This window comes from Planococcus sp. ISL-110, assembly GCF_018613575.1.
GTDB lineage: Bacteria > Bacillota > Bacilli > Bacillales_A > Planococcaceae > Planococcus.
The window spans coordinates 114,134-128,103 of record NZ_JAGGPX010000015.1 but is presented as its reverse complement, the minus strand read 5'-3'; the positions used below and the strand labels follow the sequence as shown (position 1 = coordinate 128,103).

At 46.5% G+C, this 13,970-nt stretch carries 16 protein-coding genes and 1 pseudogene; 4 read left to right on the top strand and 13 right to left on the bottom strand.

What is annotated here, in order from left to right; all coding sequences use genetic code 11:
• Positions 1 to 426: 426 nt before the first annotated feature.
• The 4 genes and pseudogenes from J7I83_RS10685 to panB form a co-directional block, all read right to left on the bottom strand.
• Positions 427 to 1,023 (bottom strand): class I SAM-dependent methyltransferase, encoded by a 597-nt coding sequence (locus J7I83_RS10685; RefSeq protein WP_215100684.1) that lies wholly within the window; start codon positions 1,021 to 1,023, stop codon positions 427 to 429.
• 269 nt (positions 1,024 to 1,292) lie between these two features.
• Positions 1,293 to 1,661 carry a sensor histidine kinase gene (locus J7I83_RS17995; protein ID WP_353048262.1) on the bottom strand — a complete coding sequence of 123 codons (369 nt, stop codon included), beginning with the start codon at positions 1,659 to 1,661 and terminating at the stop codon, positions 1,293 to 1,295.
• Positions 1,650 to 1,799, bottom strand: a pseudogene (locus J7I83_RS17990) (histidine kinase dimerization/phospho-acceptor domain-containing protein); the annotation flags it as partial. The gene J7I83_RS17995 and the pseudogene J7I83_RS17990, both read right to left, overlap by 12 nt.
• Positions 1,800 to 1,850: 51 nt before the next feature.
• A complete protein-coding gene (gene panB / locus J7I83_RS10675; RefSeq protein WP_215100682.1) occupies positions 1,851 to 2,687 on the bottom strand; it encodes a 3-methyl-2-oxobutanoate hydroxymethyltransferase in 837 nt (278 codons plus the stop codon).
• Positions 2,688 to 3,168: 481 nt separating this feature from the next.
• Here panB and J7I83_RS10670 point away from each other — a divergent pair, with 481 nt between their 5' ends.
• The gene (locus J7I83_RS10670) at positions 3,169 to 3,939 is read left to right on the top strand and encodes a nucleotidyltransferase domain-containing protein (RefSeq protein WP_215100681.1); all 771 of its coding nucleotides are present in this window, start codon (positions 3,169 to 3,171) and stop codon (positions 3,937 to 3,939) included.
• Between the two features lie 68 nt (positions 3,940 to 4,007).
• On the opposite strand, the gene J7I83_RS10665 is transcribed toward J7I83_RS10670, so the two are convergent.
• The 9 genes from J7I83_RS10665 to gnd form a co-directional block, all read right to left on the bottom strand.
• Positions 4,008 to 4,376 (bottom strand): DUF4181 domain-containing protein, encoded by a 369-nt coding sequence (locus J7I83_RS10665; RefSeq protein ID WP_215100680.1) that lies wholly within the window; start codon positions 4,374 to 4,376, stop codon positions 4,008 to 4,010.
• Positions 4,377 to 4,401: 25 nt separating this feature from the next.
• Complete coding sequence (locus J7I83_RS10660) at positions 4,402 to 4,959, bottom strand: GNAT family N-acetyltransferase (RefSeq protein ID WP_215100679.1); 558 nt, start codon at positions 4,957 to 4,959, stop codon at positions 4,402 to 4,404.
• Positions 4,910 to 5,473, bottom strand: coding sequence for a GNAT family N-acetyltransferase (locus J7I83_RS10655; protein WP_215100678.1), 564 nt, complete (start codon positions 5,471 to 5,473; stop codon positions 4,910 to 4,912). Before J7I83_RS10655 ends, J7I83_RS10660 begins: the two co-directional genes overlap by 50 nt.
• Positions 5,474 to 5,512: 39 nt before the next feature.
• Positions 5,513 to 6,052: a GNAT family N-acetyltransferase gene (locus J7I83_RS10650; protein ID WP_215100677.1), complete on the bottom strand. Its 540-nt coding sequence runs from the start codon at positions 6,050 to 6,052 to the stop codon at positions 5,513 to 5,515.
• A 60-nt stretch (positions 6,053 to 6,112) separates the two neighbouring features.
• A complete protein-coding gene (locus J7I83_RS10645) occupies positions 6,113 to 6,517 on the bottom strand; it encodes a GNAT family N-acetyltransferase (RefSeq protein ID WP_353048261.1) in 405 nt (134 codons plus the stop codon).
• A gap of 180 nt (positions 6,518 to 6,697) precedes the next feature.
• Positions 6,698 to 7,129 (bottom strand): DUF4181 domain-containing protein, encoded by a 432-nt coding sequence (locus J7I83_RS10640; protein ID WP_215100676.1) that lies wholly within the window; start codon positions 7,127 to 7,129, stop codon positions 6,698 to 6,700.
• On the bottom strand, positions 7,119 to 8,312 hold the full coding sequence (locus tag J7I83_RS10635) for an FAD-binding dehydrogenase (protein ID WP_215100675.1): 1,194 nt from the start codon (positions 8,310 to 8,312) through the stop codon (positions 7,119 to 7,121). The genes J7I83_RS10640 and J7I83_RS10635 overlap by 11 nt, the downstream gene beginning before the upstream one ends.
• 370 nt (positions 8,313 to 8,682) lie before the next feature.
• The gene (gene gntK / locus J7I83_RS10630; RefSeq protein WP_215100674.1) at positions 8,683 to 10,227 is read right to left on the bottom strand and encodes a gluconokinase; all 1,545 of its coding nucleotides are present in this window, start codon (positions 10,225 to 10,227) and stop codon (positions 8,683 to 8,685) included.
• Positions 10,228 to 10,455: 228 nt separating this feature from the next.
• Positions 10,456 to 11,340, bottom strand: coding sequence for a phosphogluconate dehydrogenase (NAD(+)-dependent, decarboxylating) (gene gnd, locus J7I83_RS10625; RefSeq protein ID WP_215100673.1), 885 nt, complete (start codon positions 11,338 to 11,340; stop codon positions 10,456 to 10,458).
• Between the two features lie 128 nt (positions 11,341 to 11,468).
• On the opposite strand from gnd, the gene J7I83_RS10620 reads away from it, so the two are divergent.
• The 3 genes from J7I83_RS10620 to J7I83_RS10610 all read left to right on the top strand — a co-directional run bounded on the left by J7I83_RS10620 (position 11,469) and on the right by J7I83_RS10610 (position 13,934).
• The gene (locus tag J7I83_RS10620; protein WP_215100672.1) at positions 11,469 to 12,320 is read left to right on the top strand and encodes a MurR/RpiR family transcriptional regulator; all 852 of its coding nucleotides are present in this window, start codon (positions 11,469 to 11,471) and stop codon (positions 12,318 to 12,320) included.
• Positions 12,317 to 12,505, top strand: a complete 189-nt coding sequence (locus J7I83_RS17835; protein ID WP_215100788.1) for a diguanylate cyclase domain-containing protein — start codon at positions 12,317 to 12,319, stop codon at positions 12,503 to 12,505. Before J7I83_RS10620 ends, J7I83_RS17835 begins: the two co-directional genes overlap by 4 nt.
• A gap of 205 nt (positions 12,506 to 12,710) precedes the next feature.
• Complete coding sequence (locus J7I83_RS10610; RefSeq protein ID WP_215100671.1) at positions 12,711 to 13,934, top strand: dicarboxylate/amino acid:cation symporter; 1,224 nt, start codon at positions 12,711 to 12,713, stop codon at positions 13,932 to 13,934.
• Positions 13,935 to 13,970 lie beyond the last annotated feature (36 nt).

Sequence of the window (13,970 nt, the reverse complement as noted above, 5' to 3'; positions counted from 1 at the left end):
GTTGAGAACATGCAGAAAAATTCGGAATCGATAAGAAGAGATAAAGCTTCCAAATGAAACACAGGAGAAGATGGAGTATTAATGAGCAGAAACGAAAGAACAAACCATTGGCCAAACCTAATAAAAGTCCCTGGTTCTCATCAGAGACAATGTTGTTATTTCAAAAACGCTGCTCCCTCTAAATTTAATGCATCTGCGATTGGGCAATAATGAGTAACTCCTTCCAGGATGTCGTTAGATTGATAGTTCCCGTTACACAAAATAACTAAACTGCGTTTCTCTTCTCTGCACCTAAGACAACTGAAAAATATTGAGAGAGTTATCTGAATCCCCTTTTCATCCATTCCGTTCATGTCTCTTTGTATTAATTGAAAAGAAATTAGCAAAAAAAGATTACCCTTTTGCCAGCAACATTTTTGGTGCTGGTTATAGTTTTTGTCCAACAAATTGAATAACATGTGATAAACCATTATGGAGATCGCCTTCGTTTCGAACAACTTCTCCTAAGAAAAAGTGAACGATACGCCAATCGCTAAATTCGCTAAGAAATTCCTCTGGCTGATAAAGAAAATCCAACTCTTTCGGACCTCCGCTTTGATAAGGGAGTTGATAGCCGGAATAAACTTCCGCAACAAAATACCCTCCCGGTTTCACAGCTTGCTTTACTCCTTTGAGTGTTTTTCTCCGAATCTCACCAGGGAAATGACCGAAAACACATACAACTTCGTCCCACTGATTTTCTTCCCACGTGACATCTGCCAAATCGACAAGTTCCGTATGTACCTGAACACCTTGATTTTTTGCCAACTTATTCACTTTATCAAGTCCAGATTCTGCAAAATCCCACGCAACGACATCCAGCCCTTGTTCAGCCAAGAAAACAGCGTTTCTTCCTTCCCCTTCTGCAATTGACAAAACTTTTCCGCTTACCGGTAATAGAGGCTGGATTCCCTTTAAAAACACATTAGGCGCAGTTCCATAAACGTAGTTCTCATTTCCGTATCGTTCATTCCAAACATTCATAAATTCCCATCCTCGCTTTTTAAGAAGTATGTGTTCACTTTCCCCTAACTCTTTTGAGCAGTAAATTAAGACTTTGTTAATCCTTAGTCTTTTTTCAATGCTTTCAAAAAAGAAAAATTTTTAAACCTGCAACTCACTACTTCCAGCTTGGAAATAAGCTCATTCTATTTATTGCCTAATTTCTCTGCACAGGATATCAGAAAATAATATAAGTTCAGGATACGCCTTTTTCTAAAGGTATCGTAAACCCAAAAACGTAGCGTCCATTTTTAATGTCCAAACCTTATTTCATCTTTATGAAGCTCGACGATTTCCTTCGAAATGGCCAATCCGAGACCACTTCCACCAGTATTGCGAGTTCGTGAAGGGTCGGTGCGGTAAAAGCATTCAAATATTTTTTCCGCATCCGCTTTAGAAATTCCCTGGCCTTGACTGATGATGGCCACATGATATTCGTTTTCGGTAATGCTTCCCTCCATCTGAATCGGCGCAGTGCCTTCGTAATAGCGGATGGCGTTATCCAGAATGTTGCTCAATACCTGCCGGATCATCAGGCTCATTTCTTCGCACTTTATCTCCACCAATGTTTTCGTGGCAGCTATATCCCACTCTTTTAATTGCTCCAACCGCTCAACCATTGCTGTTAGGCGTTTTGCTTCCCCGTGGAGTGAGTGGAATAATGCGGTATTCCCTTCAATGACCCCGTTACTGAGGGCCTTCATACAACCGTTTAAATTCGATAAAGGCGTCCTGAATTCATGGGACAAATCCGAAACAACTTTTTGCCTGGACTGTTCCTTGAGTTTTAAATGTTGGACAAGTTCATTCTATTCTTTTCCTCCATACAGTTGCTGAAGTTCTTCTTCTTTCATGGTGAAACGATGCTCTTCAGCCGGAAACGCCCCAGATTTCACTTCGTCAACATATTGGGTCAAGCCTTTTTTCATGATGTCGCCGGTTTCTGCATAAGACCGCACAAATTTCGCCAAATGATGCGCCCCGTATTTCAGGACGTCGTGGTAGACCAGGACCTGCCCATCCGTTTCACTGCCGGCTCCGATGCCGATCACCGGAATCGTCAGCGCCGCCGTGACTTTCTGTGCCAATTGATAGGGAATGCATTCGAGAACCAGCATGCAGGCTCCCGCCGCTTCACATGCCCGTGCATCTTCAATCAGCTTTTGAGCAGCATCCGCCGTCTTCCCTTGAACTTTATAGCCACCCAAAACGCCGGCTGTCTGTGGAAGCAATCCCAAGTGAGCGACAACTGGGATGCCGGTGCGCGTCAGTAATTTCACGACGTCCACAACTTCATCTGCGCCTTCGAGTTTTACTGCCTCCGCTCCCGTTTCCTGAAAAATGCGCACCGCATTGTCGAGTGTGCGTTCTGCACTTCCATGAAATGAAGCAAATGGCATATCCACGACTAAAAACGTATCGGGTGCGCCGCGACGGGCCGCTTTTCCGTGATGGATCATATCATCGACAGTGACTTTCACCGTAGAATCATATCCCAAGACGACCATTCCAAGGGAATCACCCACTAAAATCACATCTACACCAGCCTGCTCGGCAAGCTTTGCTGATGGGTAATCATAGGCCGTAAGCATGGCGATTTTTTCATTCTGTGCTTTCATTTTGATGAGTGATGCTGTATTCTTCATTTTTTTCTCTCCTTTTGGGAGGAAAAACCGAAATAAAGCCCATCGGTTCCAAAACTGGACAGACGGGCGGTAAGTTTATTAGTGGTTTTCTCCGTCCCTGTCGATTTATGATCAAGGCAGAACTATGAAATTGTTGAGTTTTTTTACCGGGTGCAGTTCAACAATGATACCGCCCTTATTGCCACTATAGCAGAAGCAGGCTTGTTGGAACATCGTTTAGATATCGCTGGAATCTTTTATCATTGGAGGATGGAAGAGTAACCACAAAAAACGCGTTCAACTTATATACTTTCAATCTTTTCACTTTATTGTGTCCCTTATTTTGTCCGGTTCCATTGAGAAACCGCCACCGACCATGGCAATGATTTGGCGCATTTTTTCATCCTTCCCGAAATGCTTATTTCTATTTATTCTTCAAATTGGAAGTTTTATCCTTTTGTGCTATAGTAAAAAAAACAAATTCAGCCATCGGGGGATTATCATGCCAGCACAGGAAATCGCGGTAGAAAAGATAACAGCCAGTCTAACCCAAAGTCCCTATGTCCGAGCCATTTTCCTGAAAGGATCCATGGGCAGAAATGAGCACGACGAGCATTCGGATATCGACCTGTATTGCCTGGTCGAAAAAGAGCAGGAAGAATTGTTCCTAAGAGAGCGCATCACTCATCTGCAGGCTTATCGGCCAGTGCTGTTTCAGGACGACATCTTCATCATTGCCCCTCAACTCATAGCAGTGTTTGATGATTTGCTGCATATCGACCTGTTTACGGTAACTGTGGAATCATTCCCGGCAAAGGATTTTTTTAAGGTTGTCTATGATCCCGAAAATCTGCTGGACCAATTTGAAGAATCGCAGAGCCTGGAGCTCAGCAAAGAGGAATACACAGACCATGTCATTGATGTTGCCTGGTTTTTATTCCAGTACCGTAAAGCGGCTGCCAGAGGAAATAACATTTGGGCAGTGAAGATGCTGTGGCACGTCCTTGAACATTTAGCGCGGGTTTTATTATACCGGTACGCACCGGCACGGGCACAGTTGGGATTAAAAGCCGCAAGCCAGTCGCTTCCCGAATTTGTCTTTTCAGAAATCGAGAACATCTCCAGTCTCATGACTCCAGCGGATCATGCGCAGGCCGCTTCACAAATCCGGCAGCTGCTGGCCAAAGAAGCCGTCTGGATAGATGAACGCATATCCGGTCGCGATAAAATTATGCCGTTGATGAAAAAGATAATCGAAATACAGAAAAATTGAACAAGCGAAAACCAGATCCGAAGGCTAAACATCCACAAAATCTTCTGCAAGCGGAGGACAACCTTTCATTATGGCAGAATAAAAAAACTCAGCAGCAGCACTGCGGCAATGGCTGATTCTGCCAATTGGCTGATCCAAACATTTTCGCTTTTCGCGTATTTCCATTCCATCAAAGCCCGGCTAAGCGAACTGATGAAGAAAAACAAAAAGAGGTAATATACCCAATTGATGGTTCCCATTAATTGATTTCCCAAGGTCACTGCACCGACAAGAAAACCGATCATGAGAACCGCTTCGATTAACGCATGTGCCCGGTTCAAGGGCCAATACAACCATTCTTTGCGCTTGGAAATTTCCCAGCGCTTTTTTACGTAACGCCCTACAAAAAAGTTTGCAATAATATAAAACAAACAAAGCATGAGTGCCTTGGCTATCAAGCTTTTTCCGCCTCCTTTTCAACAGTCAGTCAGACCCTTCTTCAGCCAGCCACTCTGTTCTCAGCAACGAGAAGATATAGGCATCATGAGATTGATTTCGTTGATGCAAATAGCCGCGCAATCGCCCCTCTAATGTAAAACCAAGCTTTTCCAAAAGCCGGTTTGATGAAATGTTTTCCGGAAACGTTACTGCTCCAATCCGATACAGATCGAGTTCTGCAAAAGAATGCTTTAAAACACCGCGAATTGCTTCCTGCATCAATTGCTGGCGCCAATAATCGGGATGCAGCTCATAGCCGACTTCCGCTTTTTTTGCTTTTAGGTTCAGGTTGTTCAAACCAATTGTCCCGATAAACTGCTCTGTCTCCTTAAGGCGAATCGCCCAACGCATCCCTCTTTCCACATTAAAACTGGCATGGAATGAACGGATCATTTCGACTGCCTCTTCCCGGTGGACTAAAGGTTCCATCCCGTAATAGACAATAACCTCTTCGCGTGACATGATATCAAAAAATAAGTTCGCGTCCTTTTCTTCAACCTTCTCCAGGCGCAGCCTCTTTGTTTCCAGTATTGGGAATTCCATCATTGTCCTCCTTTTCAATGGTGTAGACATAAACTTTTTTCCCGGACAGGACAATTTCTTTTTCCACTGCCATGCCGATATGCTTCGCGACTTTTTGCGAAGCACGGTTATTCCGCTGGATCAGCGAAATGAGCCGGTCTCTTCCCAGCTGATGCAAGCCATAATCACGCAAAGCCTCTGCCGCTTCTTTGGCATAGCCTTGACCCCAGAACTCTTTGGCTACCCAATAGCCAACTTCCAGTTCATCAACCTCTTCAATGGTTTGAGACACCAGTCCGGCATGGCCGATCCGTCTGCCATCTGTCTTCCGGATCAGCAGCAGAAGACCGCTTTGTGAATGTTCCTGATAGGAGCGATAGATCCAGTATAGAAATTTAAGGGCTTCGCTTCTATCTCTCGTCTGCCCTTTGCCGATATAACGGATCATTTCAGGATCGGATAGCAATGACCATAAAAACTGAAAATCCTCATCCCTATAAGCTCGAAATTCGAGCCTGTCAGACTGAAGGTACATGATATCAAACCCCTTTACTGATTTCAAAACCAGAAGTTTCTAAAGATCACGCGGATTTATGATGGCCAACACTTGATGATCCCGCCATTGGCCGTTAATCTGGACGTTTTTTATGGCAATTCCTTCTTTATGGAAGCCTGCCTTTTCCAGAACCCGAATGGAAGCATCATTTCCCGGCATGACCCCAGCTTCGATGCGGTGCAATGCCAGCTTCCGAAAAGCATAAGCCACAATCAGCTTTACAGCTTCTGTCGTATAACCTTTATTGTTGTGTTTTTTGTCCATGGCATATCCCAGCACCGCGCTTTGCAGCGGGCCTCTCATTACCTGAACCAGACTGATTGTACCAACCAGTAAACCTGTTTCATTCTCAAAAATCCCAAAGCTGTAGGCCTGGTCATTTTCTTTCTGATCCGCATAAATTTCAATCATCTCCCGCTGGATCAGCAATGTATAGAAATCCGGATAGCGTGTCATTGAATACGCTTCAAAAAAATTCCGGTTGTCCTTTTCCAGCTTCAGCTTTTCCGCTGCATCTTCAGGACTCAAAAACCGGATATGCACCCGCTCACCTCTCATTTAGACATCACTCCTTTAGTTTAGAACGTTCCACGTGAAACAAGCTGCCAGTACACCTGTTTACTCTCCCATGGTTTTGCGGAAGCCATAAAAAGGCCGGTAGCCCTGTGCTTCGTAGAAGCTGCGGGAGGTGCTGCTGGCCAGCAACTCCATGCGTGTTTTCGGATACTGGCTATGAACAAACTGCAGCAGTTTTTTGCCGATTCCTGATTTCCGGTAATTTTGCCTTACCAGCAATTCGCAGATATAGAGCGAAATAAATCCGTCTGTCAGTCCACGCAAATACCCGATCAATTGCCCGTCAATTTCAGCAACGACTGCCAAAGTAGAGTTGGTCCAGGCCTGTTTTAAATCTTGTTCCTTCGTGACAAGGTTGTTCCATTGCTCCTGTTTGTTCAATTCATGGATGGCCGGGAAATCATCTTCCTGGTAAGGCCGGATTAAAATATCTTCTTGTGGATTCACTGGCTCTCCTCTCTTCCTGCTTTCGTTCAGCAATGTGATTATTTCTTCGTTTTGCTGAATCTGCTTTTCCGAATTAAGGCGGATAATCCTAACCCACCTCAATGCCATGGCCGCAATGAAAATAGGGATAACTATAGCAAGTGCTGCGATGGCATCTCCCATCTTTTTCCCTTCTTTATTTTAGATATTAAATATAACCGAGACAAAGTCCCGAAATAAACTCACGCCAAAAGTGATCAGAATGACGGTACCCGCCAATGCTTCCAGCAGCGTGTACATATAGTCGTTTGGGTTTTCCGCGTGATTTTTCTCAAATCCTGCGCGAATCAAGATCTGCAGGGTCCCGATAACAGCAGTGATGATCAATATGTACATACTGATTACTGGACCGTATTCAATAAGTGCAAAAGACATGATAAAGACAACAATACCCGCTCCCACATTCAATATCCTGTCCCATTTTTTATGAAGATCATTTACATGTTCAGTTGAAAAAAATTTTCTTCTCTGCACACCGAGAATTTTTCTTAGGGACAAATTCACCAAAAAAATACTGGACAAGGTTCCGAACAAAAAAAGTACGACCCGCCATCCTACATCTTCAAAAACCACTCCCACAACCCCCTTCGCCTGCGACTGCCCTTCCTGCTGTTCTTCCCGAAAACAGGCATCCGCCAAGAAAAGTTTCTTCAAGCGACCGGTAGCCGTGGACACCGCCGCCACCGAAGTCTGCCACTTCTCCCGCAGCATACAATCCAGGCACCGATTGGCCGTTGTCATCCAGCACTCTGGAGGACAAGTCCGTCTGCAATCCGCCCAAGGTTTTACGGCTGACGATATTCAGGCGAACCGCAATGAGCGGCCCTTTTTTCCGGTCCAGCAACTTATGCAGCGCAGCCACCCGGATCAGCCGGTCTCCCCGATAATTTCGGGCGCCATGTTTGCTCCAGACCGGATTCCAGTTTTTAATGCCTTCGGTATAATGCCACATCCGGTCGCGGTTGACGATGCGCCCTCCTGCTTTTTCCGTGATGGCGAGCATTCTTCCGTCGACATGCTCAGGCACACCCGACAGCATGGTTTCCGGAGCTTTTCCCAAACGGCTTGGCCAATTTCTTCTGATCAACTCATGATTGCCTCCGATGCCGCCGCTCGTCACAACGACAGCTGGTGCTCTATAGCAGAAATCATCTACTCCTTGCCTTGAACTCGCCTCTCCACGCTCTGCATCACTCGGCTCGAGGATCGAACCGGATACACCCATCACCACTCCATCTTCAGTCAGCAGCTCGTCCACTTGACGCCTGGACCGAAACTCGATCAGGCCTTTTTTCATATGTTCACGCACTCGCCTCTCGAACGGCGCTACGATGCCGGGCCCGGTTCCCCAGACGATATGAAAGCGTGGCACCGAGTTGCCATGGCCTTCCGCCAAATAGCCGCCTCTTTCTGCCCAGCCAACGACCGGAAAAAATTTGACGCCCATGCCGGCAAGCCATGTCCGTTTTTCATTCGCCGCAAAATCCACGTAGGCTTCTGCCCATCTCTTTCCCCAATGATCCTCGTCTTGCTCCCTGTCAAAACCGGCTGCCCCAAGCCAGTCCTGCCACGCCAATTCTTGTGAATCATTGATGCCCATACGCCGCTGTTCAGGCGAATCGATCAAAAACAGACCGCCAAAGGAAGCTTCCGGCTCCTGGTCAAGCAGCATTACTTTTTTGCCCGCGTCAGCGATTTCCGCTGCCGCCACCAGCCCCGCAAGGCCTGCCCCCACAATAATCGCATCAAATTCCATCCCTACATCCCCCCTTGATGTTGAATGATTCAGGTACTGTTTTTTCTCCGCGGGGTTGTGTCCCCACGGAGTGAAGTTTATCTTTATCGTATCATGTGGGTTTGGAAAATTATAGATATTTTTAGCCGTTTTCTGATTGTTTGATTTATTCTAGTTGTAAATTCGGCTGAACGACCGTATTTTTTTCTGAGCGACCGCAAATTCTCCTGAGCGACTGTATTTCTTGTTGAACGACTGCAAATTTTGCTGAGCGACCATAAAACCAGCGCGAAACAACCAACAGATTTCATTGGAATAAATAAAGAAAATATTTCCAGTCGACCAACCTAAAAACACCCGGAACCAGCTTTCTGGTCCCGGGTGTCGCGTATTACTCCAAATGCTTCCGTTGGAAGTCTGAAATATTTTCGTATTCTTCTGTCAGCAGACGCGATAAGCGAATGTAAATCGGCATCAGCTCTCGGTATACACCAGCTGCTGCTTCGTCCGGCTCATGCGTATGTGTCTGGCCAATCATTTCAGAGACGATGCTGAAATCCTCGATTTCTCCTGTGGCGTACATACCGAGAACGACAGCGCCGAGGCAGGAGCTTTCAAAGCTTTCCGGAATGATCACCGGCTTGCCGAAAACGTCCGCCAACAGTTGGCGCCACATTTCCGAACGGGCAAAGCCACCCGATGCCTGGATACGTGTCGGTTCACCGGTCAATTCCTCGACCGCAAGCAATACGGTATACAAATTGAAGACGATGCCTTCAATAACTGAGCGGATCATATGCTGCTTTTTATGATGGATGCTCAGTCCGAAAAACGAGCCACGAGCATTGGCATCCCAAAGCGGCGCACGCTCCCCCGTCAAATACGGATGGAACAGCAGCCCGTCTGCGCCAGGATTGACCGTTTCAGCGATTTTTGTCAGCACTTCGTACGGATCGATGCCGAGGCGTTTCGCTGTTTCCACTTCTGATGAAGCAAACTCATCCCGCAGCCAGCGCAGGACGATGCCGCCATTGTTGACGGGTCCACCGACCACCCAATGGTTTTCAGTCAATGCATAGCAGAAAGTCCGTCCTTTCGGATCTGTTTTCGGTTCTGCGGTAACGGTGCGGATAGCGCCGCTCGAGCCGATTGTTACTGCCAAAACGCCCGGTTCGATGGCGTCAACGCCAAGATTGGCTAAGACACCATCGCTTGCGCCAATGATAAAGGGGACGTCTTCCGGAATGCCCATGAACAGGGCATGTTCCGGAACGAGCCCTGTCATCCCATGCGTTGTCGGAACCGGCCGTGACAGGTATTCAGGCGTAATGCCCGCCACTGCCAACGCCTCTTCGTCCCAATCCAAATTCCGCAGGTTGAAGAGCCCTGTAGCAGAAGCGATTGAATGGTCGACCACATATTCCCCGAACAATTCATGGAAGACATACTCCTTGATGCCGATAAACTTCGCTGCCTGTTCGCAGACTTCCGGCATGTCATCTTTCAGCCATACCAATTTTGCCAAAGGCGACATGGCATGGATTGGCGTGCCGGTGCGCAAGTAAATTTCATGGCCATTCAGCTGTTCTTTTATGTGCTTGGCGTGCTTCGAACTTCTTGTATCGGCCCAGGTGATGCTTTGCGTCAGCAGGTTTCCTGAGGCATCTACCGCGATGAGGCTATGCATCGCCGAACTGAAGGACACCAGTTTCAGCTGCTGCAGATCAATATCGCTTTTGCGGATTGTTTTTCGCACAGAGGTTAATACTGCACGGAAGATTTCTTCCGGGTCCTGTTCCGCTATGAGCGGACTCGGCGTTTCCAGTGCGTAAAAAACGGTAGCGGCTGCTATTACGTTACCGGATTTATCGAACAAAACGGCTTTGGTTGAAGTGGTGCCGATATCCACCCCAAGATAATACGACAGTTCAGGCATTGGAACCCTCCTCTGTATACAAGAAAGAGAAAAAGGAAGCATGCCCTTTTTCTCTTCAAGTTTAATTTAGATACAAATGCTTATGATCAACACTACCACGAAACCGGTGAGACCGATAATGGTTTCCATCACCGTCCAGGATTTCAATTTATCTATGGCGACAGCGCATATCCACACAAAACAGTGTGAACGATCACCTGTTATTGTTTAATCCTTTAACACTTGCTCCTATTTCTTCTCTACTGCATGCCCGCCGAATTCATTGCGCTGTGCTGCCACGACTTTTCCTGCAAAGGTATCGTCTTCCAATGAACGGTAGCGCATCATGAGCGACAAAGTGATGACCGGTGCCGGAACATTTAAATCAAGCGCCGTTTCCACGGTCCATTTGCCTTCACCTGAAGAATTCATGACGCCTTTGATGCTGTCGAGTTTAGCGTCTTTTGAAAATGCGTTTTTCGTCATTTCCATCAAGTACGAGCTGATGATGGATCCATTATTCCAAACGCCAGCCACTTTTTCGTAGTCAAAATCAAATGGGCTTTTGTTCAGGATGTCGAACCCTTCCGCGATAGACTGCATCATGCCGTATTCAATTCCGTTATGGATCATTTTCAGGAAATGTCCACTTCCCGCTTCTCCTGTGTACAAATAGCCGTCTGGTACGGAAATGTCCTGCAATAACGGTTCAATGGTTTTGAACTTTTCTGCATCGCCGCCGATCATTGCACAAATTCCGTGGCGTGCCCCTTCTGTTCCGCCGCTCGTCCCGCAATCAAAAAAGTAAATGCCCTGCTCTTTCAAGGTTGCTGCACGACGTACCGTATCCTTGTAGTTCGAGTTTCCGCCATCAATAATGGAGTCTCCCTCTTGGAGCAAAGGCGTTAATTGGGCGATGACCGATTCGGTAATTTCACCCGCCGGTACCATCAACCAAAGCGTACGAGGTGCCTTTAGCTCTTTCACCATTTCTTCAATAGAAGAAACTTGGCTGAAACCACTTTCTTCAATTGCCGCGTGGCTGTCATATCCGACAACTTTATGGCTGTGGTCCACCAAGTTAAGCGCCAAGTTCAATCCCATTTTCCCTAAACCAATAATCCCGATTTCCATTGTGGAATCCTCCTCTATAATAAAAGAATTTTTTTCTTTAATGAATTAATTGTATCAAATATTTTTCCATTCGCAACATGTTATTGTATAATAGACGAAAATACTTTTATAGAAACGAGGCGCGGATCATGAAAGAACAGCAATTTGCGCTGGCTGCCATACGCGGTAGTTACCGCCATTTCAGTGAAAAAGAAAAAAAGATTGCCGATTATGTATTGAATGACCCAAAGAATATCATCCACTTGACCATCAACCAGATTGCCGACGAACTGGGGCTGGCTGAATCGACCATTTTCCGCTTTTGCCAACGAATCGGCTTTAAGGGATTCCAGGCCTTTAAAATATCGCTTGCTGCAGAAGTAGTAGCACCGTTAAAAGACATTCATGAAAAAATTGAAGAAGGCGATAGCATCAGCGCTGTCACCGAAAAAGTCTTCCGCTCCAATATCAAGACCTTGGAAGACACCCTGCAAATTGTCGATTCGGAAGCGATGGAGCAGGCGACTGAAAAATTGATGAAAGCCCGGAAAATCGACTTCTATGGAAACGGCGGTTCCGCTATGGTAGCCATGGACGGTTACCATAAATTTGTCCGCCTGGGTCTCCAAGTCTCCATGAATCTGGATTCCCACATGCAGCTGATGGCTGCATCCCAGCTTCAATCGGACGATGTAGCGATTGTCATTTCCCATTCTGGCTCGACCACTGACGTTTTGGACGTCCTAAGGGTCTTAAAAGAAAAAAGCGTTACCATCATCTGTGTCACCAACTTCGCCAAATCACCTTTATCCAAAGAAGCGGATATCGCTCTTTACACGCTTTCAGAAGAAACCGATTTCCGCTCCGAGGCCTTGTCATCCCGCATCGCCCAATTGAGTTTGATCGATGCGCTTTACACCAACTTGATGATCGCCCGCGGCGATGAAGGCAAAAAAGCCCTTCAGAACCTGCGCGAAGCGATGGCTCATAGACGTTTATAGACACAGAAAAACTCGTTCCTTGCATTAATGGCGTTGAAATCTTCAGCCCGCCGAGCATTGGCATAGCCGTCTATCCACTGGACGCCGAAAACCCTATGGATTTAATGAAAAAAGCCGACAAAGCCATGTACGAGGTCAAAGCCGATGGCAAAGGCCATTTTCAATTCAGTAAAGAAGCGATATAAATAACCCCCACACAGCAACTTTCAATGCTGCATGGGGGTTATTTTATTGCTGCCAACCAGTCAATCCTTGAAAAGGCAATTCTTTTCCTGCCTTCTCACAGTCCAAGCAGACATTTTGACAGCTCTGCACTGTCTGTTATAAGTTAGTAATGTTAATTCCGATAGAATTTATCAGGATTACTTTTTTCAGAAAAGGAGAGTGACTATGAAAGCCTTATGGAGACGATACTTGAATGCTTCATTGATTTTTAAAATTACCATTGCACTTATACTTGGCGTTGCTGTTGGGTTAGTTTTCGGAGAGCAGGCAGCTGTTCTGGCTCCGCTGGGCGACTTGCTGCTGAACTTGTTGACCTTTCTGATCATCCCGCTGATACTTTTTACCATGATGGTCGGCATTAACCAATCTTCCATCGGGGATCTCGGCAGAATGGGTGGCAAGGTTTTCATCTACTACGCCCTCAGTTCTGCATTTGCCATTGTTGTCGGTTTGGCCGTAGCCAGTTTTTTTCAGCCAGGAACCGGCATGCAGCTACAGGGCAATGAAACCTTCGACGTTCCGGATAATCCCGGGGTAATCAGCGTCCTGCTGAACATCGTTCCTTCCAATATTTTCACTGCTTTTACCGAGCTTAATCTGCTCGGCATCATCTTCACCGCCCTTGCTTTTGGCATCGCGCTGTCCTATATGCGCCATTCCAGTGAATTGGAAAGCTTGGGCGACCATCTATATAAAACTGTAAATGCGCTGAACGAAGTGACTCTGGTTGTACTGAAAGCCGTTCTGCAATATGTGCCAATCGGGATTTTTGCCATCATGGCCGAAACTGTCGGGAGCCAGGGCTTCGATACACTTTTGTCACTCGGTGAAATGGTGCTGGTATTATACGTGGCCCTGATTGTCCAGGTTGCGCTTTACACATTGATTTTGCTGCTTTTCAAAGTAAAGCCCGGACAATTTTTCAAGCAAGCGCGTACACCTATGTTGACTGCATTTGTCACCCAGAGCAGTTCAGGAACTTTGCCACTGACTTTGGATGCCGCTAAGAATCTGGGGCTTTCGAAAAGCCTATACGGATTCAGCCTGCCGCTCGGTGCGACCATCAATATGGACGGGGCTGCCATCCGCATTGCTGTTTCAGCCGTTTTCGCAGCAAACCTTGTAGGCAATCCTTTAAGTCTTTCCGAAATGCTGATGGTGGTGCTGGTCGGAACTTTGGCATCCATCGGAACTGCTGGCGTTCCGGGTGCCGGAATTGTCATGATTGCCACTGTATTTGTCCAACTTGGCTTGCCGATGGAAGCCGTCGCATTGCTGGTTTCCATTGATGCATTGGTCGGTATGGGCTGTACCGCACTGAATGTTACCGGCGACCTGGTCGGGACCACAGTGATTGATAAAAACGAAAAGAAAAGAAAAACTGCATAACCCGAGAAAAGAGGCTGCCAGGTAGGCTGCCTCTTT

What these genes read in the sequence shown, in the direction of transcription:
- gntK (WP_215100674.1), bottom strand. Translation starts at nt 10,227, where the DNA reads ATGCCTGAACTGTCGTATTATCTTGGGGTGGATATCGGCACCACTTCA.
- J7I83_RS10670 (WP_215100681.1), top strand. Translation starts at nt 3,169, where the DNA reads ATGCCAGCACAGGAAATCGCGGTAGAAAAGATAACAGCCAGTCTAACC.
- J7I83_RS10635 (WP_215100675.1), bottom strand. Translation starts at nt 8,312, where the DNA reads ATGGAATTTGATGCGATTATTGTGGGGGCAGGCCTTGCGGGGCTGGTG.
- panB (WP_215100682.1), bottom strand. Translation starts at nt 2,687, where the DNA reads ATGAAGAATACAGCATCACTCATCAAAATGAAAGCACAGAATGAAAAA.
- gnd (WP_215100673.1), bottom strand. Translation starts at nt 11,340, where the DNA reads ATGGAAATCGGGATTATTGGTTTAGGGAAAATGGGATTGAACTTGGCG.
- J7I83_RS10620 (WP_215100672.1), top strand. Translation starts at nt 11,469, where the DNA reads ATGAAAGAACAGCAATTTGCGCTGGCTGCCATACGCGGTAGTTACCGC.
- J7I83_RS10650 (WP_215100677.1), bottom strand. Translation starts at nt 6,052, where the DNA reads ATGAGAGGTGAGCGGGTGCATATCCGGTTTTTGAGTCCTGAAGATGCA.
- J7I83_RS10655 (WP_215100678.1), bottom strand. Translation starts at nt 5,473, where the DNA reads ATGTACCTTCAGTCTGACAGGCTCGAATTTCGAGCTTATAGGGATGAG.
- J7I83_RS17995 (WP_353048262.1), bottom strand. Translation starts at nt 1,661, where the DNA reads ATGGTTGAGCGGTTGGAGCAATTAAAAGAGTGGGATATAGCTGCCACG.
- J7I83_RS10685 (WP_215100684.1), bottom strand. Translation starts at nt 1,023, where the DNA reads ATGAATGTTTGGAATGAACGATACGGAAATGAGAACTACGTTTATGGA.
- J7I83_RS10660 (WP_215100679.1), bottom strand. Translation starts at nt 4,959, where the DNA reads ATGGAATTCCCAATACTGGAAACAAAGAGGCTGCGCCTGGAGAAGGTT.
- J7I83_RS10610 (WP_215100671.1), top strand. Translation starts at nt 12,711, where the DNA reads ATGAAAGCCTTATGGAGACGATACTTGAATGCTTCATTGATTTTTAAA.